Genomic DNA, 20028 nt, shown 5'->3' with positions numbered 1-20028 from the left:
TTAAAACTGTGGGAGGGGGCTTGCTCCCGATAGCGGTGGGTCAGTTGAAATATCGTTGACTGAACCACCGCCATCGGGAGCAAGCCCCCTCCCACATTGGGATCTTCAAGTTGCTGGAAACGTTGAATCGCACAAGCACTCGCGCCAACGCTTCACCGTCGGCTACTGACACAACGCAGTTAAAACTGTGGGAGGGGGCTTGCTCCCGATGGCGGTGGGTCAGTTGGAATATCGTTGACTGAACCACCGCTATCGGGGGCAAGCCCCCTCCCACATTGGGATTTTCAAGTCGCTGGAAACGTGGAGTCGCCCAAGCACTCCCGCCAACGCTTCACCGTCGGCTACTGACACAACGCGGTTAAAAATGTGGGAGGGGGCTTGCTCCCGATAGCGGTGGGTCAGTTGAAATATCGTTGACTGAACCACCGCCATCGGGGGCAAGCCCCCTCCCACATTGGGATTTTCAAGTCGCTGGAAACGTTGAATCGCACAAGCACTCCCGCCAACGCTTCACCGTCGCTACTGACACAACGCGGTTAAAAATGTGGGAGGGGGCTTGCCCCCGATGGCAGTGGTTCAGTTGGAATATCGTTGACTGAACCACCGCTATCGGGGGCAAGCCCCCTCCCACATTGAGATCTTCAAGTTGCTGGAAACGTTGAATCGCACAAGCACTCCCGCCAACGCTTCACCGTCGGCTACTGACACAACGCGGTTAAAACTGTGGGAGAGGGCTTGCCCCCTCCCACATTGGGATCTTCAAGTTGCTGGAAACGTTGAATCGCACAAGCACTCGCACCGAACGCTTCACCGTCGGCTACTGACACAACACAGTTGATCTTCAGCGCTACGGTCGTTGTGCTTGGCTCACTAACCAAACCATTAAGGCTTCGAGCCCCGCCGATGGTTTGGTGTCCGGTGGATACACCAGGTAATACCCCATCCCCGTCGGTACCCTCAATTCAAACGGCGTCGCCAACCGCCCCGCTTTCAAATCCTCGCCAATCAACGCACTGTCGCCAATCGCCACGCCCGAACCTTGGGACGCCACCGTCATCGCCAGATCCAGCGTTTCAAAATGATGCCCCTGGCTCAAATTGTTCAGCCGCGTATTCGCCGCCTTCAGCCACAACGCCCAATCCCGCTCATCGCGCGTGGGGTGCAGCAGTACCTGTTGCTGCAGGTCGGCCGGCGTGTGCAAGCCATCGAGCAACGCCGGCGCGCAGACCGGGGTGAGTTGCTCATCGAACAGGTGCCGGGCCTCGGCCGACTGCTCGGCGATGGGCGCATAGATCACCGCCGCGTCGAATTGCTCACGGCGAAAGTCCACGGTGTAGGCCACGGTGGTGGTGAGCTCCACCGGCACGTCGGGGCGCTCCCTCTGCCATTGCATCAGGCGCGGCAGCAGCCAGCGCATCACACAGGTGGAGGCCTTGAGTTGCAGGGTCTGGCGGCGACTGCCGATCTGCTCCACTGCCTCACTGATCAGGCCGAACACCTGGTGGGCGCGCAGTGACCATTCGCGGCCCTCTTCGGTCAGGCTCAAGCCCCGCGCCTGGCGTTGGAACAGCGCGTAGCCCAAATGGCTTTCCAACCCGGCAATCTGCCGGCTCACCGCGCCTTGGGTGATGTGCAATTGCTCGGCGGCGCGGGTGAAATTGCAGCACTGGGCCGTGACCCAGAAGGTGTGCAGCGCAGGCAGTGGCGGGAGGCGTTTCATAACGGGCGGAGCCATGACGTGAGGACATGGCTAGTATGACTTTTTATCGATTGTTGTCGCTACCGGCCAGCCGCTCCAATAGCGCCTCGAATCCATAACAAGAGCGACCTCTATGGCGACCTGCGGCGAAGTATTGGTCAACCTCCTGGAAGGCTACGGCGTGGACCAGGTGTTTGGCATCCCCGGCGTGCACACCGTGGAGTTGTACCGCGGCCTGGCCCGTTCCAGCATCCGTCACGTCACCCCGCGCCACGAACAGGGCGCCGGTTTCATGGCCGACGGTTATGCGCGCACCCGTGGCAAGCCCGGCGTGTGCTTCATCATCACCGGCCCCGGCATGACCAATATCACCACCGCCATGGGCCAGGCCTATGCCGACTCGATCCCGATGCTGGTGATTTCCAGCGTGCAGTCACGCAGCCAATTGGGCGGCGGGCGCGGTAAGTTGCACGAACTGCCGAACCAGGGCGCGATGATGGCCGGCGTGGCGGCGTTCTCCCACACCTTGATGTCGGCGGCGGAATTACCCGGCGTGTTGGCGCGGGCCTTTGCGTTATTCCAGGCCGGGCGACCACGACCGGTGCATATCGAAATCCCGCTGGATGTGTTGGTGGAAAATGCCGACGCACTGCTCGGCAGTGAGCCCGTCAGCGTGGCCCGTGCCGGTGCGGCGCCATCGGCGGTCAAGCAGATGAGCCAGTTGCTCGCGGCGGCCAAGCGGCCCTTGATTCTGGCAGGTGGCGGCGCCATCGACGCGGCCCCGGCGCTGACGCAATTGGCCGAGGCGCTCGGCGCGCCGGTGGCCCTGACCATCAACGCCAAAGGCCTGCTGCCCGCACGCCACCCGCTGCTGATCGGCTCGACCCAGACCCTGGTCGCTACCCGTGCATTGGTGGCCGAAGCAGACGTGGTGTTGGCCATCGGCACCGAGCTGGCGGAGACCGACTACGACGTCACCTTCGCCGGCGGTTTCGAGATTCCCGGAGCCCTGCTGCGCATCGACATCGACCCGGACCAGACCGTGCGCAACTACCCGCCACAGGTGGCGCTGGTGGCCGACGCACAGATCGCCGCCGAGGCGTTGGTGCATGCGCTGAGCAGCCAACCATTGCCGCCACGCAACAGTGCCTGGGGCACTGAACGTGTCGCACGCTTGTGGGCCGAACTGGACCCTGCCTGGGACGCCGCCACCCGTGCGCAAACCCTGTTCCTCGACACTGTGTTGGACACACTGCCCAACGCCGTGCTGGTCGGCGACTCGACCCAACCGGTGTACAGCGGCAACCTGACCCTGAACCTCGACCACCCGCGCCGCTGGTTCAACTCGTCCACCGGCTACGGCACCTTGGGCTACGCCCTGCCCGCCGCCATCGGCGCCTGGCTGGGGCGTGGCGATGGGCAACCGGTGGTGTGCCTGATCGGCGACGGCGGCCTGCAATTCACCCTGCCGGAACTGGCCAGCGCCGTGGAAGCACGCACGCCGATCATCGTGCTGCTGTGGAATAACCACGGCTATGAAGAGATCAAGAAATACATGCTCAACCGTGCCATCGAGCCGGTCGGCGTGGACATCTACACCCCGGACTTTATCGGTGTGGCCAAGGCACTGGGCTGTGCGGCCGAAAGCATCCAGGGCATCGAGCAACTGCGCACGGCATTGCGCAACGCCGCTGACCGCCAGGGACCGACACTGATTGAAATCGACCAAGGCCAGTGGATGCGGGAGGTGGCGCAATGAGCCCGGTCGTGAACGGTGTGTATATCAACGGTGAGTGGCGTGCGGGAGAGGCCGTGCTGGAGGTGATCAACCCGGCCACCGAGGCCATCCTGGCCCAGGTCAGCGTCGGCAATGCGGGTACCGTGAGCCTGGCGGTCGACGCCGCCAGCGCAGCCCTCGCCGACTGGTCGAAAAGCACCGGCCGCGATCGCGCCGCCCTGCTGCGCAAGATCGCCCAGGGCGTGGGCGAGCAGCGCGAACAGTTGATGCACCTGCAGTCGAGCAACAACGGCAAGCCGCTATTTGAAGCCGCGATCGATGTGGACGACGTGATCGCCACCTTCGAGTATTACGCCACGGTGGCCGACGACCTGGACGCCGGCCAGGACCGCCCGATGGCGCTGCCCAGCGCTGACTTCAGCGCACGCCTGCGTCGCGAACCGTGCGGCGTGGTGGGGCTGATCGTGCCGTGGAATTTCCCCATGGTGACCACCGCCTGGAAACTCGCCCCGGCCCTGGCGGCCGGTTGCTGCGTGGTGCTCAAGCCATCGGAAGTCACACCGTTGGCGGAGTTGCAGTTGGCGCGGATTATCGCCGAGGCAGGCGTGCCGGCCGGGGTGTTCAACCTGGTGTGTGGCACCGGCCTGGACGTCGGCGCGCCGTTGGCGGCAGACCGTCGCGTGGCGAAGATCTCCTTCACCGGCAGTAACGCCGTCGGTGTGCAGGTGATGCAACGCGCGGCCGAAACCATCAAGGGCGTGAGCCTGGAATTAGGCGGCAAATCTTCATTGTTGGTGTTGGCGGATGCCGACCTGGACCTGGCGGTGGAACTGGCCTGTGGCGGTGGATTTTTCAACGCTGGGCAGATGTGTTCAGCCACCAGTCGCGTGCTGGTGGCTGACAGCCTGGCGGATGAATTCCTTCAGCGTGTGCAGGCACGCGCTGAAAGCATTCGCGTGGCCGACCCCTTTGCCGATGAAGTAGAAATGGGCGCGCTGATCAACCGCGCGCAGTATCAGCGGGTGCTGGGGCATATCCAGCGCGGCATCGAAGACGGCGCCCGTTTGCTCTGTGGCGGTGAGCGCCCGGCGGATCTGCCGAAGGGCTTCTTCATTCGCCCCACCGTGTTCACCGATGTGCCGCTGGACAGCGCGTTGTGGAGCGAAGAAATCTTCGGCCCGGTCCTGTGTGTGCGCCGTTTTGCCTCTGAGGAGGAAGCGATCGCCCTGGCCAATGACAGTGATTTCGGGCTGGTCGCCAGTGTGGTCAGCACCCATATCGAGACCGCCGAACGCGTCGCCAATGCCTTGCAGGCCGGCCTGGTGTGGATCAACGCACCGCAGGTCATCTTCCCGCAGACCGCGTGGGGCGGTTACAAACAAAGCAGCATCGGCCGCGAACTGGGCCCGTGGGGGCTGGCCACGTTTCAGGAGATCAAGCACGTGATCCGGTCTATCTAACACTGCAGCGCAAAGGTGGGAGGGGGCTTGCTCCCGATGGTGGAGGGTCAGTTAGCCCATCTTTGACTGACCCTCCGCCATCGGGAGCAAGCCCCCTCCTACATTTTGATCGGTGGTGTGTCAGTCCGCCCGTCAGCAATTTTTAGATAGACCTAGCGACTTTCTCATTTGCCCCCTACTCCCGCCCATGGCCTGATTCGCCCTTGCTCACTCAAGGCCCGCCCATGGAAACCGTTCAAACAAAACCCACCACAGCCCTCTGGCTGATGATCAGCGTCGTGCTGGTCGCCCTCAACCTGCGCCCGTCGATGGCCGCCGTGGGCCCGCTGTTGTCGTCGATTCGCACCGATGTGCCGCTGAGTTTCAGCAGCGCCGCCTTGCTGACGATGTTGCCGGTAATGGCCATGGGCTTGGCGATGTTCTTTGGCATGGGCCTGGCCAAGCGCTTTGGCGAGCACCGCAGCATCGTGGTGTCGCTGCTGGTGATTGGCGCGGCCACGCTGTCGCGGTTGTTCCTCGACTCGGCGCTGGAGTTGATCGTCAGCGCCATCGCCGCCGGGGTGGGGATTGCGATGATCCAGGCGTTGATGCCGGCGCTGATCAAATCGCGGTTCAGCGATAACGTCTCGCTGTTCATGGGCCTGTACGTCACCGCGATCATGGGCGGTGCGGCGCTGGCGGCGTCGTTTGCACCCTTCGTGCAAGTGCAGACCGGCAGTTGGCGCATTGGCCTGGCGATCTGGGCCGTGCTCGCCGTGCTGGCTCTGGTGTTCTGGTATGCGCAGCGCTCAGCGCTGCCGCCCCTGCCCCAAGCCGGCGCCGGCCCTCAAGAATCGTTTTTCGGCAATGGCCGCGCCTGGTTGCTGGCAGTCTTCTTTGGCCTGGGCACCGCGTCCTACACCTGCGTACTCGCCTGGCTCGCGCCGTACTACGTTGAGCAAGGCTGGAGCGAACAGAACGCCGGGTTGCTGCTGGGCTTTTTGACGGCCATGGAAGTGGTGTCCGGCTTGGTCACGCCCGCCATCGCCAACCGCCGCCAGGATAAACGCGGGGTGGTGGCCGTGCTGCTGGTGCTGATCATCCTCGGCTTCTGCGGCTTGATCCTCAGCCCGCAACACCTGAGCCTGCTGTGGCCTTGCCTGCTGGGCCTGGGCATCGGCGGCCTGTTCCCGATGAGCCTGATCCTGTCCCTCGACCACCTCGACAACCCGCGCCGCGCCGGTGGTCTCACCGCGTTTGTGCAAGGTATCGGCTACCTGATTGCCGGGCTGTCGCCGCTGATCGCCGGGATGATCCGCGACCAGCTGGGCAGCTTCGAATGGGCCTGGTGGTCGCTGACGGCAGTGATCGTGGTGATGCTGCTGATCGTCGTGCGTTTTAACCCCAAGTATTACGCGCACCATATACGCTGAGGTCGTGTTGCAAACAGTATTTGTCCCACAGAAAACATAGAAACGCCCTACAGCGCTTTCTATTGGCACGTCCGTTCCGTTAAGCTTTTGCGCTGTCTTGTACTGAGTTCGGTACAACGGGTTTACGGACGAAACCGATGTTAAACAGTAACTTGCTCAGAAAACTCGATATGCAGGACTTGATGGTGTTTATCGCCGTCTACGACCAGAGCAGCGTTACCGAGGTGTCCGAAACGCTGTTTGTCAGCCAGTCCACCGTGAGCTACAGCTTGAAGAAGCTGCGCACCAGTTTTGAAGACGAACTGTTTATCAACACCCGGGCGGGCATGCGGCCGACGTACAAGGCCACCACCATGTACGGCCATGTGCAGAAGATCCTCGAAAGCATTAACCTGTGCCACGCCGGTGGCCAGGCCTTCGACCCGACCCAGAAAGCCGTGACGTTCAATGTCTGCGCGCCGGAATACTTCGAACAGTTGATCCTGCCGCGCCTGTTGAAACACTTCGATCACGCCGACCTGCCGGTGATCGTCAATGTGCAGAAACTGGAAACCGACATCCCCGCCGATGACCTGCGTGAGGGCCGCCTGGACTTGGTGATCTGCTTCGGCCCCAACTTCCACCGTGCCCATAAAGACTTCCGCACCCAGATGTTGCTGGAGGACGACCTGGTGTGCGTCTTCGATAAGCGCTCGGCACCGCGGGAAGCGGCCTTCAGCCTGCAATCCTTCGTCGAGCGGCGCCATGTATTCCCCACGCCGTGGACCTCCGACACCAACATGATCGACGGCTGGCTGGCGCGCCAGGCGCACAAGCGCCAAGTGATCGCCCGCGCCAACAGCTACGGCGCGGCGCTGAAGATGATCACCGGCACCGACTTCATCGTCACCCTGCCGCGCCGCGTGCAAAAACTGCTGGCGCCCGCGACGGTGTTCGGCCATTGCGAAGTGCCCAACGGCTTGCCGGGGTTCACGCTGGAGATGCAGTGGAATGAAACCAGTGAACAGGACAGTGCCAATACCTGGTTTCGTGAGCAGGTGGTGAAGGTGTGCGCGGATCAGGGGTTACTCTAACGTCTGTGGCGAGGCGCTTGCTCCCGTTGGACCGGGCTGGCGCTCCAGTGCGAAACGCTCCCAAGATGTTGGGGCCACTGCGCAGCCCAGCGGGAGCAAGCTCCCTCGCCACAGTTGATGGTGTGTCAGCCGATGGCGACTTTGCTGTAGGACTCGCGATCCATGTCTATCACCTGGACGCTCAGCTGAACCTGGATATCCGCCGGCCAGTCGCCCAGATCCTGCAACGCCGCCAGCAGGCTCTCCGACAACTGTTTCTTGACCTGCGGCGACCGCCCACTGAGCAGTGACAGCCTCACCGCCATAAAGCCACGCGGGCTCAGGGAAGTACCGACCAGAAAAGTCTCGACCTTCACCGCCCGGCTTTTGATATCGAACTCGGAACCGAACTGCCCGGACGCCATCAGCACGTTGTTGAGCCTTAGCAGTGTTTTCTCAACGGCCAGGTTCGTCAGGTTGGCGGTGTATTCCAAGTGCAGATGTGGCATGGAGGGCTCCGAATTTGTTGTAGGAAGAGTTGTAGATATATCACGTGAGTCAGGCCTGGGTCGCCAACCCTCGATCACTCATAAACGCCTCGAGCCGCGAACGCACCCAGCGCTCGGCCGGGTCGGTGTCCACATGGCTGAGCCAGACCATGGACAAATCCAGGGTCGGCGTCTCGAACGGAAACGGCTCGCAGAACAGGTGGCCCGACACCGCCATGGCCTCGGCGGTGTAGTCCGGCAGGCTGGCGATCAGGTCCGTGCCTGCCAGCAAGGCCGGCAGTGCGCTGTATTGCGGCACCGACAGCACCACGTGGCGTTTTCGGCCGATTTCCGCCAGCCACTCATCGGCAAACCCCGACACGTTGGCGGTGTGAGACACCAGCACATGGGGCCGTGAGCAATATTCATCGAGGGTCAGCGGTGTGTCCGACGCATCGGCGCGCAGCAAGCGTGGGCGGATATGGCGCAGCAGCTTGCGCTTGGCATTGGCCGGCAGGCCACGGGTCTGGGTGATGCCGACGGTGATATCGCCGGAGGCCAACAAGTCGGGAATGCGCCAGTAGTCCACATGCTGCACCACGAACACCACTTGCGGCGCTTCCTGGCGCAAGGCGCGCAGCAGCGGTGGCAGCAGGCCGAACTCGACATCATCGGACAGGCCGATGCGGAACGTCATGGTGCTGACGGACGGGTCGAAATCGTGGGTCAGGCTCAAGGCCGATGACAACGAATCCAGGGCCGGCGACAGGTGCTGGATGATTTCCTCGGCCCGCGCGGTGGGCTCCATGCGGTGGCCGACGCGAATGAACAGCGGGTCGTTGAACAGCGTGCGCAAGCGGTTGAGGGCCGAACTGATGGTCGGCTGGCCGAGAAACAGCTTCTCCGCCACCCGCGTCACATTGCGCTCAAGCATCAACGCTTCGAACACCACCATCAGGTTGATGTCGGCCTTGCGTAACTCATTGCGATTCATCGGCGCCAGCCCCTTTCCCCAAGCCAAGCCGCAGTTTAGAAAGCGCGGGGGGCTGCGTCTATGCGCGCACTGTTCATCCAGGCGCTTTGCGACTATAAATCAGCTCTCAATGGTCACAGGAACGCCACCGTGCTGGTCATTCTTGCCTTAAGCATCCTGCTCGGCGGCGTTTTGCTCTGGGCCATCAAGTTCATCGCTCATCCCACCGCCAGGACACTGCTGCGCGCCTTTGTCGGGTTATGCCTGGCGGCGGTCGTGGCTTATCTGGTGCTGGCTTCCGGGTTTCCGACTTCGCTGCTGGTCTGAGCCGCCTCCTGGCCCTGGCGCAGACGCAATGCCGCCAACGCGGCCACCACCAGCACCAGCGCAATCACTTTCAAGCCATTCATCGCATTGCCGGTGCTCATCTCGATCGCGCCCATCACGGACGGCCCGACAAACCCGCCCAACAGCCCGCAGGCGTTGACGAACCCCAGCCCGCCCGCCAGTGCCACGCCCTTGAGACGCGAGGCCGGGTACAGAAAGATGATCGACTGCACCACAAAGAACATCACCGCCGACAGGCAAAAGCCCAGTAGGCTGAACACCGGCCCCGACACCGACGCAATGCCCAACCCCAGCGCCATGGTCAGCAGCCCGGTGACCAACAGTCGACGGCAACGCCCCGGCGTCGTGGCGAAACGCGGGATCAGTACCGCGCCGAGTGCCGCCGCGATCCAGGGCAAGGAGGTCAGCAGGCCAACGCTCATGGTGCTCAACTCGCCGTATTTGCTGATGATGCTCGGCAGGAAAAAGATCACCGTGTAGACAGTGATCTGATGGCAAAAGTACACAAAGATCGCCAGCAAGATTTGTGGGGTCAGCCAGTTTTTCAACGAGTGCCCACCCTCGCCCGCGCCCTCTTCGGTTTCCAGCGCGATGCGCTGTTCGATCCCGCGTGCTTCCTCGGCCGACAGCCAGGGCGCCTTGCTCGGACGGTCCGGCAGTTTGCGCCACACCACCCAGGCGAACGCCACGGCCGGCAAGCCTTCCAGCAGGAACATCCACTGCCAGCCGTGCCAGCCGAGTAGACCGTCCATGCGCATCAAGGCGGCGCCCACCGGGCCGCCGATGATGTTGGCGAAGCACACGCCGAGCAGGAAATAACCGGTAGCGCGCGCCCGTTGTTCGCGGTTGAACCAGTAGGTCAGGTACAGCATCACGCCTGGAAACAGACCGGCCTCGGCAATTCCCAGCAACAGGCGCAGCACGTAGAACGAGGTCTCGCCCTGCACAAAGGCCATGGCCGCCGAGATCAGGCCCCAGGTCACCATGATCCGCGCAATCCAGAAGCGGGCGCCGACCTTGTGCATGATCAGGTTGCTGGGGATTTCCGACAGCGCATAGGTCAGGAAAAATAGCCCCGCGCCCAGTCCATAGGCCGCGGCGGAAATGCCCAGATCGACGTCCAGGTGATGCTTGGCCAAGGCAATGTTGGTGCGGTCCAGGAAGCTCAGGATGTAGGCGATGATCAGCAAGGGCATCAGCTTGACGAACATCAGTTTGTTCAACGCCTGCGGCTCGCGGGCGTGGGGGGCGGTAGTCATCGGCAATTCCTCTTGGCGCCCCGCCAGCCAGGCTGGGGGGCGCATCGGTGTTGTTCTAGGAGTCGAGTTGCACAACCAACGCCTGGGGGCGATGGGAAAACAGTTGCAGCAGCGCGCCGCCCAGGGCGCAGCCGGCCATCACGAAGAAACACACGGTGTAACCGTGCAGCGTGGTCCAACCGCCGCCCATGGCGATCAGGCTGCCCATCAGCACCGGCGCCAGGCCGCCGCCGATGAACATCGCTGTGGTGATGATGCCGTTGGCGGTGGAGGTCGCCGACGGCTCGGCCGAGTCGCAGGCCACCGCGTAGTAGATCGGCCACACCGCATTGGCGACCAGGCCGAACAGCAGTTGCACAACGATGATCAACGTCAGGGTATTGGCGAAGTAGAACGCGCCGACACTCGCCGCCATCCACAGCCCGCAGATGATCAGGGTGGTGCGCCGGCCGATGATGTCCGACAGCGACGGCCACACCAGTTGCCCGAGGATGCCGGTGAGGGTGAACACCACGCTCATCCCTGCCGACTCGGCCAATGACAGCCCGGCGATATTGTAGAGGTAGGCTGGCAGCACGATGTTCACGCCCATGTACACCACCTGCGTGAGCATGGTGTTACCGGCCGTGAGGGCGATATTGCGGTTGCGCAAGGTGGCGACAAAGGTGCGCCAGGCTTCGCCTTTGACTTGGCTGGCCGGCGCGTTGTCCGGCGGGGTCATGCCTTTGGCGGCGATGTCGACGTACAGCGCGGTGATGCGCTCGGCGGTGGAATAACGCGCCCAGAAGATCATCAACGGCAGCGCCACCACAAAGGCAAAGAAGAACACATAACGCCAGTTGTCCTCGCCAAACACCGTGATGACAAAACTCGCGACGATGCCGCTGAGCATCGCGCCAATCGGGTAGCCGGTGTGGTGCGCGCCCAGGGCAAAGCCGCGACGTTCCACCGGCCACCATTCGGCGGTATTGCTGACGCCGACCGGCTCGCCCCAGCCGGCGCCGAGGTTGACGCCGACCCGCAGGGCAATGAAGGTGGCGAGGTTGCCGCTCAACGCCTTGAAGCCGGACAGGAACGAAATCGCGGTGTAGCCCAGCACCAGCGGTACCTGGAAGCGCGCACGTTTCCAGCCGCCACCGTAGCGGTCGCTCCACATCGAGCCGGGGATATCCAGCAACGCCAAGGCCAGCATGACCACCGTGGCCACGGTGCCCCATTGATCGGCGGACAAATCGAAATGCTTGGAGATGGTCGGCCCCAGGCGCAATACGATCTCACGGTCGTAGGCGTTGAGGATCCAGATCATCCAGCAGACCAGCAGGGATACCCAGGAATGCCGGTGAATGCTGCGCAGCGATGCTTTTTTTATAGTTGCCATGGGCCTCTCCAGGCGCGCGAGGGCGCGCACTGACACAAGGTTGCGAAGGAATATGCCTTTTTGAACACACGCGCTAGCTGGCGAACCGTCGCTCGGCTATTCCTTGCACGCCCAACCCGGTAATGGCGAACAGCGCTCCGCGCTGCTGGCCGTCTGCCGGGAAACGTGGCAGCGGCGGCTTGGCCATGGAGGTCACAAACAGGGTGTCGAGGTTCGGCCCGCCGAAGGTCAGGCTGGTGACCTTTTTCACCGGCATCTGGATAACGCGGTCGACCTGACCCTCCGGGGTGTAGCGCACCAGCTTCCCTGCATAGACCAGGGCTTGCCACAGGCACCCTTCGGCGTCCACGGTGCAGCCGTCGGCGGCGCCACCGCCGCAGGTGTCGACCTTGGCGAAGGTGCGGCGGTTGCTCACATTGCCCGTGGCGAGGTCATAGTCGTAGGCCCAGATCTCGCCGGACCAGGTGTCGCAGAAGTAGAAGGTCTCTCCCGACGGGCTCCAGCAAGGGCCGTTGGACACGATGATGCCTTCGTCCAGGGTGTGCAGGCTCAGGTCGGCGTCCAGGCGGTAAAGCTTGGCGCTGGCGTTGTCTTCAAGCGTGTCCATCGAACCGAAGATGAAACGGCCCTGCCGGTCGACCTTGCCGTCGTTGAGGCGGTTATCGGGCAGGTGCGGTTCCGGGTCGATGACCAGGTTGAGCTCTCCGCTGCTGAGGTCCAGTGTGTGCACGCCGTTCTGCAGCGCGACAATCGCAGACTCGCCAGCGTGGCGCAGGGCCATGGAGCCGATCTTCTGGCCCACCTCCCAGGCGCGCAACTCGCGGCCATCCTCGGTGCAGCGCAGGATGCGGCCGTCGGCGCTGTCGATCCAATACAAACGTTGTTGCTCGACGTCCCATACCGGGCCTTCGCCCAGGGTGGTCTTGACGTCCACAAGCACTTCGATACGCATGGTGATCCCCTTATTGTTGTTGTGCGGGATGCAGGCCGCGCCTTGACGCGGCGGTTTGTCGGGTTAGAAATTGACTTGGTCGCGCCCCTTGAGCCCGAGGATTTCCCGCGCTTCATCCGGCGTGGCGACCCGATGCCCGAGGGCTTCGATCACCGTGCGAATACGCCGTACCTGGTCGGCATTCGACGCCGCCAGCTTGCCCGGGCCATCCCACAGCGAATCCTCCAGGCCGACACGGGCGTTACTGCCCATGGACAGGCCCATGGTCGCCAGCGGAATCTGCCCACGCCCGGCGCCGAGGATCGACCACACGTAGTCGTCGCCGAACAGGCGGTCGGCGGTGCGGCGCATGTGTGCCAAGTCTTCCGGGTGGCCGCCGATGCCGCCGCGCAGGCCGAACACCGACTGGATAAACAACGGCGGCTTGAGCAGGCCGCGTTCGAGGAAATGCGCGGCGGTGTACAGGTGGCCGATGTCGTAGCACTCGATCTCAAACCGCGTGCGGTTCTCGGCGCACGAATTGAGGATGTGGGTGATGTCGCGGAAGGTGTTGCGAAAAATCCGGTCGTCACTCTCTTCCAGGTAAGGCCGTTCCCAGTCGTGCTTGAACTCGGTAAAGCGGTTGAGCATTTCGTAGAGGCCGAAGTTCATCGAGCCCATGTTCAGCGAGGCCAGTTCCGGCTTGAACTGCATCACCGGTTGCAGGCGTTCTTCCACGCCCATGGTCGGTGCGCCGCCGGTGGTGATGTTGATCACCACGTCGCTGGCGGCCTTGATGTGCGGCAGGAATTCGGCGAACAGCGCCGGGTCCTAGCTGGGGCGGCCGTCAACCGGGTCACGGGCATGCAGGTGGACAATCGCGGCGCCAGCCTCGGCGGCGCCGATGGCGGCGTCGGCAATTTCCTGCGCAGTGATTGGTAAATGCGGCGACATCGACGGCGTGTGAATCGCACCGGTAACGGCACAGGTAATGATGACAGGACGTTTTTTGGACATGACGAATCTCCGACTTTTATTCTTATGAAAAAAATCCTGGGTACAGCGCGATATGTTCTTCCGTGGCTTACAGGTACTCGACGTTACCGTCGACGCTGATCGCCTGGCCGGTCACATTGCGTGCGGCGGGCGAACAGAGGAACAAGGCCATGGCTGCCACGTCTTCGGCGGTAACCATGCGCTTGAGGGAAATCTTGTTGAGGTATTCCTGGCGCATCTCGGCTTCGGGCACGCCGACCTGTTCGGCACGCGCGCGGATCACACCGTCCATGCGCGGGCCTTCGACGATGCCGGGCAGCAAGGCGTTGACGCGGATATCGCTCTCGCCCAGCTCCGACGCCAGGGATTTCATCAAACCGACAATCGCCCATTTGGTCGCCGCATACGGCGTGCGCCACGCGTAGCCCAAGCGCCCCGCCACCGAGGCGATATGCAGCAGGTGGCCGTGGGATGATTCCTTGAGCATCGGCACCGCGTGATGGGCAAACCGGTACTGCGCAGTGAGATTGATGTTGATGGTGGCTTGCCACTCGGCGTCGCTGATCGCATCGATGCCGCCGGTAGGCCCGGCGATCCCGGCGTTGTTGACCAGCACATCAAGGCCGCCGAAATGCTCGCGCTGTACCTTGAACACCGCCTCGATCTGCGCGGCATCACTGACGTCGGCGCGGGTGGCGACGGTGCCCGGGTATTTGTCGCGAAACGCGGCCAGGGCTGGCTCGCTCACATCACACACATGCACCTGGGCACCGGCCTCCAGATATGCCGCCGCCAGCACTTCACCGATGCCGGCAGCCCCGCCGGAAATCAATACACGTAACCCAGGATAGGGCTGCAGCCGCTGTAGGACACTCATGCTCGTTTACCTCCTGAAGCAGACGACCGCGAACGGTCGCTCTTGACGAGCAGGCGCGCCAGGGAATCGGCGGCCTGCATGATGTCATCGGTCACCGCCGCGCGTGCACCGGCGCCATCACGGGCAGCCAGGGCCTCGACAATGCGCGTGTGCGCCTCCATCGAGCGTTGCAGGTGAGCTTTATCCGGGGCGACCAGCGCAAAGCACGGGCCCATGTGCAGCCAGAAGTTTTCCACGGCGGCCATGGTCAACTCGGCCTGGGCCACGGCGTAGATACGCCGGTGAAAGGCAAAGTTGGTCCACAGGTAGCGCGACACGTCGACTTCGTCGGCGGCGTGCTGCATTTGCTGGCACAGGTCGGTGATTTCATCGAGGTCGGCCTTTTGCAGGAGCAGCACGGCTTTTTCCGCCAGCAGCCCTTCAAGGGCGACCCGCGCATCACGAATTTCGCGCAGGCGTTCGACCGTCATAAGGCGTACACGCAGACGGGACGTTTCGGTGACTTCAAAGGCGTTTTCGGCGCTGAGGCGTTGCAGGGCTTCGCGCACCGGCATCGGGCTGGAACCGAGGGCTTCGGCGAGGCCGCGAATGGTGAGTTTCTGGCCGGGCTGGAAACGGCCACTCATCAATGCTTCGCGGATCTGGCGATAGACCTGGTCTTGCAAGGTATCGCGGGACACCTGGCGCAGGGTGGGCAGGAGGAGCGGACCATCTGTCATGAGGCAAAACCTGTGTTGTCGTTCTTATGGCCTCAATATGTGATCACAAATCAAATATGTCAAATAGTTTCCCAACTGCAAATCGCAGGCAAAAACAGCTGATGAATTTTCGACTGCACGGCCGATTGATAGCCAACGAACATCAATCCATCCAAATTTGTCACTTATCATTTCTAAATGTGTCAGCCACTATTCCAGGTCTTAAGCGAAACAAGCACTTTAAAAAGAACGCTGGAGACACAAAACCATGACTAGCCCTACACGGCCCGACTCTGCCCGCTCGAAAGTTGGTGCGGTATTCCGCGTTACTTCGGGCAACTTCCTCGAACAGTTCGACTTCTTTCTGTTCGGTTTCTACGCCACCTACATCGCTGCCGCGTTCTTCCCCTCCGCTAATGAGTTTGCATCATTAATGATGACCTTCGCCGTGTTCGGCGCGGGCTTCCTGATGCGGCCGTTGGGCGCGATTATTTTGGGTGCCTACATCGATGACGTCGGTCGCCGCAAAGGGCTGATCGTGACGCTGTCGATCATGGCCAGCGGCACGCTGCTGATCGTGCTGGTGCCCGGTTATCACACCATTGGCTTGTGGGCGCCCTTGCTGGTGCTGCTGGGCCGCCTGCTGCAAGGTTTCTCGGCCGGCGCGGAATTGGGCGGCGTGTCGGTGTACCTGTCTGAAATGGCGACACCGGGCCGCAAAGGTTTCTACACCAGCTGGCAATCGGGCAGCCAACAGATCTCTATCGTGGTCGCCGCCGCGCTGGGTTATGGCCTGAACGTATGGATGGAGCCGGCTGTGGTAGCCGATTGGGGCTGGCGTATTCCGTTCGCCATCGGCTGCGTGATCATCCCGTTCATTTTCATCCTGCGTCGCAGCCTGCAGGAAACCGAAGAGTTCGCCAACCGCAAGCATCGCCCGACCATGCGCGAAGTGCTGGCAACCCTGGCGAAAAACTGGACGGTGGTGATTGGCGGCATGTTGATGGTGGCCATGACCACCACTGCGTTCTACCTGATCACCGTGTACGCGCCGACCTTCGGCAAGACCGTGCTGCAACTGAGCACTTCCGATGCCCTGCTGGTGACGTTGCTGGTGGCCGTGTCGAACTTTGTCTGGCTGCCGATCGGCGGTACGTTGAGCGACCGTTTTGGCCGCAAGCCGGTACTGATCGCCATGACTGCGCTGACCGTTCTCACCGCTTATCCAGCGCTGTCCTACGTGGTGAATTCGCCAAGCTTCGCCCATATGCTGGAAACCCTGCTGTGGTTCTCCTTCCTCTACGGCATGTACAACGGCGCGATGATCCCGGCGCTGACCGAAATCATGCCGGTGGAAGTGCGCGTGGCGGGCTTCTCCCTGGCCTACAGCCTGGCAACGGCGATCTTCGGCGGCTTTACCCCGGCGATTTCCACTTGGTTCATCCACATCACCGAAGACAAGGCCTCGCCGGCCTACTGGCTGATGTTCGCCGCGCTGTGCGCCCTGTGTTCGACCCTGGCGCTGTATCGCCGCGCCAATGCCCGTGGGCAAGTCATGCAGGGGGCCGCGTGATGAAGCCACTGCTCAAGACCCTGACGGCCCTGGCCCTCGGCGCCCTGGCGCTGACGGCCCAGGCCGAACAGCTCAAGGTGATGACCTCCGGCGGCTTCACTGCCGCGTATAAATTGCTCGGCCCGCAGTACGCCAAGCAAAGCGGCGACAGCCTGGACACCATCCTCGGCCCGTCGATGGGCAAGGCGCCGGAAGCGATTCCCAACCGCCTGGCCCGTGGCGAACACGCCGACGTGGTGATCATGGTCGGCTACGCCTTGGATGAGTTGATCAAGCAAGGCAAGGTCGACCCGGCCTCCCGTGTGGAACTGGCGGACTCGCGCATCGGCCTGGTGGTGAAGGCCGGCGTGCCAAAGCCTGCCATCGGGACTGACGCCGAACTGAAAGCCGTGCTGAGTCAAGCCAAATCCGTGGCGTACTCGGACAGCGCCAGCGGTGTGTATGTCGAGAAAGAGCTGTTCAAGAAGCTCGGCATGCCCGCCAAGGGCACCATGATCGAACGCCTCCCGGTGGCCGAACAGGTCGCCAAGGGAGACTACGAAGTGGGCTTGCAGCAGGTGGCGGAATTGTTGCCGGTGCCGGGTGTGACCTATGTCGGCAAGATCCCGGAGGACGTGCAATCGGTGACGCGCTTTGCGGCGGGTATTCCGGTCAACGCCGAGCACCCGACGCGGGCCAAGGCGCTGCTGCATTACCTGGCGTCGCCCGAGGCGCAACCGGTGGTGCAATCCACCGGCCTGGACTCGGTGTCACGCTGAGCGAAACGGCATCTCGCGCACTAACCGCTCCAACTCCAGCGCCGCCGGTGGCAATGTCCGCCCGCGGCGTTTGATCAAGCCCACATTGCGCATCACCTGCGGCTCCACCAACGGCACACTCACCAGAATCGGGTGTTCCAGCGCCGGCATCGCAATCGACGGCACCATCGCCACGCCCAGCCCGGCCTCCACCAGCCCGATCATCGTGGTCACGTGGTGCGTCTCGCAGATACTCGGCTTTTTCACCCGCACGCCGCGCAAGGCCTGGTCCAGCAGGAAGCGGTTGCCGGAAGTTTTGTCGACGGTGATGTAGTCGTGCTCATAGGCTTCGGTCCAGGTCACGCTGTCGCGCTGGGCCAGCGGATGGTCGCGGCGACAGGCCAGCACATAGCGCTCCTGCAACAGCAGTTCGAACTCCACTTCATCGGCCAGGCTACCGCTAAAACTCACGCCAAAATCCGCCTCGCCACTCTCCACCGCATTGCACACCTCACCCGCACTGGCATCCAGCACCCGCAGGCGAATCTTCGGATACAGCTTGTGGAATTCGGAGATCACGTGGGGCATGAAGTAATACGCGGTGGACGGCACACAGGCGATGGTCACATTGCCCATGCGCGTGGACGCGACGTTGCTGATGCCCATCAACGCCACATCAAGATCGTCGAGCATGCGTTCGACCTGGGGCAGGAATGCGCGACCGACCATGGTCAGGCTGACCCGCCGGGTGGTGCGTTCGAACAGTTTTACGTCGAGGGCGGTTTCGAGCTTTTCGATCCGCCGGCTCAGGGCCGGTTGCGAGATGCGGATGGCCTCGGCGGCGCCTCGGAAACTGCCCTTGTCTACCACGGCGCGGAAGGCCTGGAGGTCGTTGAGGTCGAAGTTGATGATCACGGGAGGGAAGCCAGAGTGGTCGGGGTGGTGGGCATTATCGTATGGGAGCCGGTGGGGCGCCATGTGTGGCAGAGCGGTTTGCGGTAATAACCCTACTACAAATATGAAGTCATACATATCAGTAGGTTATTGGCCGTCTGCGGACACGCAATCGTCGAAATGGGTCAATACTTGCGGCCTGACCTACACAACGGAAGACGTAGCCACCCATGGAAACCCATCAGTTCTGGACAGACGACGAGACGCCGGATATCGGCATCGATCAGTTGCTTCTTGCATCACGCCAATGGTCAAGCAGGATTGAATCCTACTCACCCTCGGCGGACTTTCCTCAAGGACGGCGTCGTCACCGAACTGTTCAGAGGTGAGAACGTGCAGGGCTTGTGGGATGACGGCGACGACCTCTACGCCATTGAAGACCGCAAGCCCTTCGCGCGATTGTTGCGCTATCGCTGGAGCGACCAGAGCCTGACAGTGCTGCGCGACCGGGTCCAGGAAGGCAGCGACCCGGTGGTGTTCAGCCACCTGAAAACTCCTGGCTGAACATCCAATCGTTCCTGAAGGCGCCGCAGTCGATTGTGCCGACCGGTCGAGGAACCTATGTACTGGCCGAAGGCGGAAGAGATCGGGTGTTGGAACTGATGTCCGATTCACTCACGCCGTCACCTTAGTCCCGCTACAGCTGAAAACGCGCCACCGCCTCGTTCAGCGCGACGGCCAACTGCGCCAGCTCTCGGCTCGATCCATTGATCTGCCCGGCGCCGGACGAGGACTGAGCAGACAAGTCACGGATATTGACGATGTTGCGGTCAACTTCCTTGGCCACCTGCGCCTGCTCCTCGGCGGCGCTGGCAATAACCAGGTTGCGCTGGTGGATCTGGTCGATGGAGTCGGTGATCTGGCTCAATGCACCACCTGCGCCCTCAGCCAACGCCAAGGTATCGGTGGCACGCTGGGTACTCGACTGCATTGATGTGAGTGCATGGTCAGACCCCGTGCGCATCGCGGTCACCATCTGATCGATTTCCAGGGTTGATTGCTGGGTACGGTGCGCCAATGCGCGCACTTCATCAGCCACGACCGCAAAGCCACGCCCGGATTCGCCGGCACGCGCAGCCTCAATGGCAGCATTGAGGGCCAGCAGGTTGGTCTGTTCGGCAATGGAGCGAATCACGTCGAGTACCTTGCCGATATCGCGCGATTGCTCGGCGAGGTTCTGCACCAGCGTCGACGTTTCACCGATGTTAGAGCTCAGGGCCTGGATGGCGTTGACGGTTTCGCCGACACGATGCTGGCCTTCGCGCGCCGTTTCATTGGAGAGGCGAGTGGACTCGGAGGTGGAGACGGCATTGCGCGCCACCTCATCCGCCGCCGAGGTCATCTCGTTCACGGCGGTGGCGGCCTGTTCAATTTCAGCGGTCTGCTTTTGCAGGCTGCGGCTGCTTTGATCCGTGATGCCATTCAGGTCGGTGGCGGATGATGCCATCTGCCCCG

The 20028-nt window shown here is 62.3% G+C and carries 17 protein-coding genes and 2 pseudogenes; 8 read left to right on the top strand and 11 right to left on the bottom strand.

Annotated elements, in window-relative coordinates; all coding sequences use genetic code 11:
- Nucleotides 1-847: 847 nt before the first annotated feature.
- The gene (locus tag ACI512_RS11615) at nt 848-1720 is read right to left on the bottom strand and encodes a LysR substrate-binding domain-containing protein (protein ID WP_236380449.1); all 873 of its coding nucleotides are present in this window, start codon (nt 1718-1720) and stop codon (nt 848-850) included.
- Nucleotides 1721-1832: 112 nt separating this feature from the next.
- Between ACI512_RS11615 and ACI512_RS11610 the strand changes: the two genes are divergently transcribed.
- From ACI512_RS11610 to ACI512_RS11595, 4 genes are all read left to right on the top strand, one after another.
- Nucleotides 1833-3458: a 5-guanidino-2-oxopentanoate decarboxylase gene (locus ACI512_RS11610; RefSeq protein WP_236380451.1), complete on the top strand. Its 1626-nt coding sequence runs from the start codon at nt 1833-1835 to the stop codon at nt 3456-3458.
- Complete coding sequence (locus ACI512_RS11605) at nt 3455-4897, top strand: aldehyde dehydrogenase family protein (RefSeq protein WP_236380453.1); 1443 nt, start codon at nt 3455-3457, stop codon at nt 4895-4897. Before ACI512_RS11610 ends, ACI512_RS11605 begins: the two co-directional genes overlap by 4 nt.
- A 224-nt stretch (nt 4898-5121) precedes the next feature.
- A complete protein-coding gene (locus tag ACI512_RS11600) occupies nt 5122-6309 on the top strand; it encodes a cyanate transporter (protein ID WP_236380456.1) in 1188 nt (395 codons plus the stop codon).
- A 137-nt stretch (nt 6310-6446) separates the two neighbouring features.
- Entirely contained in the window at nt 6447-7382 is a 936-nt protein-coding gene (locus tag ACI512_RS11595) for a LysR family transcriptional regulator (RefSeq protein WP_046034538.1), read from the top strand.
- A 125-nt stretch (nt 7383-7507) separates the two neighbouring features.
- Here the strand turns inward: ACI512_RS11595 and ACI512_RS11590 are convergent, their stop codons facing one another.
- Both ACI512_RS11590 and ACI512_RS11585 read right to left on the bottom strand, forming a co-directional pair.
- Nucleotides 7508-7870 carry a 5-carboxymethyl-2-hydroxymuconate Delta-isomerase gene (locus ACI512_RS11590; protein WP_012722792.1) on the bottom strand — a complete coding sequence of 121 codons (363 nt, stop codon included), beginning with the start codon at nt 7868-7870 and terminating at the stop codon, nt 7508-7510.
- A gap of 49 nt (nt 7871-7919) precedes the next feature.
- The gene (locus ACI512_RS11585; RefSeq protein WP_012722791.1) at nt 7920-8843 is read right to left on the bottom strand and encodes a LysR substrate-binding domain-containing protein; all 924 of its coding nucleotides are present in this window, start codon (nt 8841-8843) and stop codon (nt 7920-7922) included.
- A 60-nt stretch (nt 8844-8903) separates the two neighbouring features.
- Between ACI512_RS11585 and ACI512_RS11580 the strand changes: the two genes are divergently transcribed.
- Complete coding sequence (locus tag ACI512_RS11580) at nt 8904-9149, top strand: hypothetical protein (protein WP_236380458.1); 246 nt, start codon at nt 8904-8906, stop codon at nt 9147-9149.
- On the opposite strand, the gene ACI512_RS11575 is transcribed toward ACI512_RS11580, so the two are convergent.
- From ACI512_RS11575 to ACI512_RS11550, 6 genes and pseudogenes are all read right to left on the bottom strand, one after another.
- On the bottom strand, nt 9104-10429 hold the full coding sequence (locus ACI512_RS11575; protein ID WP_231809622.1) for an MFS transporter: 1326 nt from the start codon (nt 10427-10429) through the stop codon (nt 9104-9106). The genes ACI512_RS11580 and ACI512_RS11575 overlap by 46 nt on opposite strands.
- A gap of 55 nt (nt 10430-10484) precedes the next feature.
- Nucleotides 10485-11807, bottom strand: coding sequence for an MFS transporter (locus ACI512_RS11570; protein WP_046034536.1), 1323 nt, complete (start codon nt 11805-11807; stop codon nt 10485-10487).
- Nucleotides 11808-11880: 73 nt separating this feature from the next.
- Nucleotides 11881-12759, bottom strand: coding sequence for an SMP-30/gluconolactonase/LRE family protein (locus ACI512_RS11565; RefSeq protein WP_046034535.1), 879 nt, complete (start codon nt 12757-12759; stop codon nt 11881-11883).
- A 63-nt stretch (nt 12760-12822) separates the two neighbouring features.
- A pseudogene (locus ACI512_RS11560) lies at nt 12823-13755 on the bottom strand (3-keto-5-aminohexanoate cleavage protein).
- A gap of 67 nt (nt 13756-13822) precedes the next feature.
- Nucleotides 13823-14611 (bottom strand): SDR family oxidoreductase, encoded by a 789-nt coding sequence (locus ACI512_RS11555; RefSeq protein ID WP_012722787.1) that lies wholly within the window; start codon nt 14609-14611, stop codon nt 13823-13825.
- Nucleotides 14608-15330, bottom strand: a complete 723-nt coding sequence (locus ACI512_RS11550) for a GntR family transcriptional regulator (protein ID WP_012722786.1) — start codon at nt 15328-15330, stop codon at nt 14608-14610. The genes ACI512_RS11555 and ACI512_RS11550 overlap by 4 nt, the downstream gene beginning before the upstream one ends.
- Nucleotides 15331-15577: 247 nt before the next feature.
- On the opposite strand from ACI512_RS11550, the gene ACI512_RS11545 reads away from it, so the two are divergent.
- A complete protein-coding gene (locus tag ACI512_RS11545; protein ID WP_236380461.1) occupies nt 15578-16882 on the top strand; it encodes an MFS transporter in 1305 nt (434 codons plus the stop codon).
- Nucleotides 16882-17640 carry a substrate-binding domain-containing protein gene (locus ACI512_RS11540; protein ID WP_064055061.1) on the top strand — a complete coding sequence of 253 codons (759 nt, stop codon included), beginning with the start codon at nt 16882-16884 and terminating at the stop codon, nt 17638-17640. Before ACI512_RS11545 ends, ACI512_RS11540 begins: the two co-directional genes overlap by 1 nt.
- Here the strand turns inward: ACI512_RS11540 and ACI512_RS11535 are convergent.
- Nucleotides 17632-18534: a LysR family transcriptional regulator gene (locus ACI512_RS11535; RefSeq protein ID WP_064055060.1), complete on the bottom strand. Its 903-nt coding sequence runs from the start codon at nt 18532-18534 to the stop codon at nt 17632-17634. The two genes, ACI512_RS11540 and ACI512_RS11535, sit on opposite strands and share 9 nt — an antisense overlap.
- Nucleotides 18535-18858: 324 nt before the next feature.
- Between ACI512_RS11535 and ACI512_RS11530 the strand changes: the two are divergent.
- Nucleotides 18859-19205: pseudogene (locus ACI512_RS11530) on the top strand (hypothetical protein); the annotation flags it as partial.
- A gap of 5 nt (nt 19206-19210) precedes the next feature.
- Here the strand turns inward: ACI512_RS11530 and ACI512_RS11525 are convergent.
- Entirely contained in the window at nt 19211-20020 is an 810-nt protein-coding gene (locus ACI512_RS11525; protein ID WP_370636466.1) for a methyl-accepting chemotaxis protein, read from the bottom strand.
- Nucleotides 20021-20028: the final 8 nt, after the last annotated feature.

This window comes from Pseudomonas petroselini, assembly GCF_045037875.1.
Lineage (GTDB): Bacteria > Pseudomonadota > Gammaproteobacteria > Pseudomonadales > Pseudomonadaceae > Aquipseudomonas > Aquipseudomonas petroselini.
This window is presented reverse-complemented; position numbering and strand designations above follow the sequence as displayed.

Coding starts and splice junctions, on each gene's coding strand:
- ACI512_RS11615 (WP_236380449.1), bottom strand. CDS start 1,720: ATGAAACGCCTCCCGCCACTGCCTGCGCTGCACACCTTCTGGGTCACG.
- ACI512_RS11610 (WP_236380451.1), top strand. CDS start 1,833: ATGGCGACCTGCGGCGAAGTATTGGTCAACCTCCTGGAAGGCTACGGC.
- ACI512_RS11605 (WP_236380453.1), top strand. CDS start 3,455: ATGAGCCCGGTCGTGAACGGTGTGTATATCAACGGTGAGTGGCGTGCG.
- ACI512_RS11600 (WP_236380456.1), top strand. CDS start 5,122: ATGGAAACCGTTCAAACAAAACCCACCACAGCCCTCTGGCTGATGATC.
- ACI512_RS11595 (WP_046034538.1), top strand. CDS start 6,447: ATGTTAAACAGTAACTTGCTCAGAAAACTCGATATGCAGGACTTGATG.
- ACI512_RS11590 (WP_012722792.1), bottom strand. CDS start 7,870: ATGCCACATCTGCACTTGGAATACACCGCCAACCTGACGAACCTGGCC.
- ACI512_RS11585 (WP_012722791.1), bottom strand. CDS start 8,843: ATGAATCGCAATGAGTTACGCAAGGCCGACATCAACCTGATGGTGGTG.
- ACI512_RS11580 (WP_236380458.1), top strand. CDS start 8,904: ATGCGCGCACTGTTCATCCAGGCGCTTTGCGACTATAAATCAGCTCTC.
- ACI512_RS11575 (WP_231809622.1), bottom strand. CDS start 10,429: ATGACTACCGCCCCCCACGCCCGCGAGCCGCAGGCGTTGAACAAACTG.
- ACI512_RS11570 (WP_046034536.1), bottom strand. CDS start 11,807: ATGGCAACTATAAAAAAAGCATCGCTGCGCAGCATTCACCGGCATTCC.
- ACI512_RS11565 (WP_046034535.1), bottom strand. CDS start 12,759: ATGCGTATCGAAGTGCTTGTGGACGTCAAGACCACCCTGGGCGAAGGC.
- ACI512_RS11555 (WP_012722787.1), bottom strand. CDS start 14,611: ATGAGTGTCCTACAGCGGCTGCAGCCCTATCCTGGGTTACGTGTATTG.
- ACI512_RS11550 (WP_012722786.1), bottom strand. CDS start 15,330: ATGACAGATGGTCCGCTCCTCCTGCCCACCCTGCGCCAGGTGTCCCGC.
- ACI512_RS11545 (WP_236380461.1), top strand. CDS start 15,578: ATGACTAGCCCTACACGGCCCGACTCTGCCCGCTCGAAAGTTGGTGCG.
- ACI512_RS11540 (WP_064055061.1), top strand. CDS start 16,882: ATGAAGCCACTGCTCAAGACCCTGACGGCCCTGGCCCTCGGCGCCCTG.
- ACI512_RS11525 (WP_370636466.1), bottom strand. CDS start 20,020: ATGGCATCATCCGCCACCGACCTGAATGGCATCACGGATCAAAGCAGC.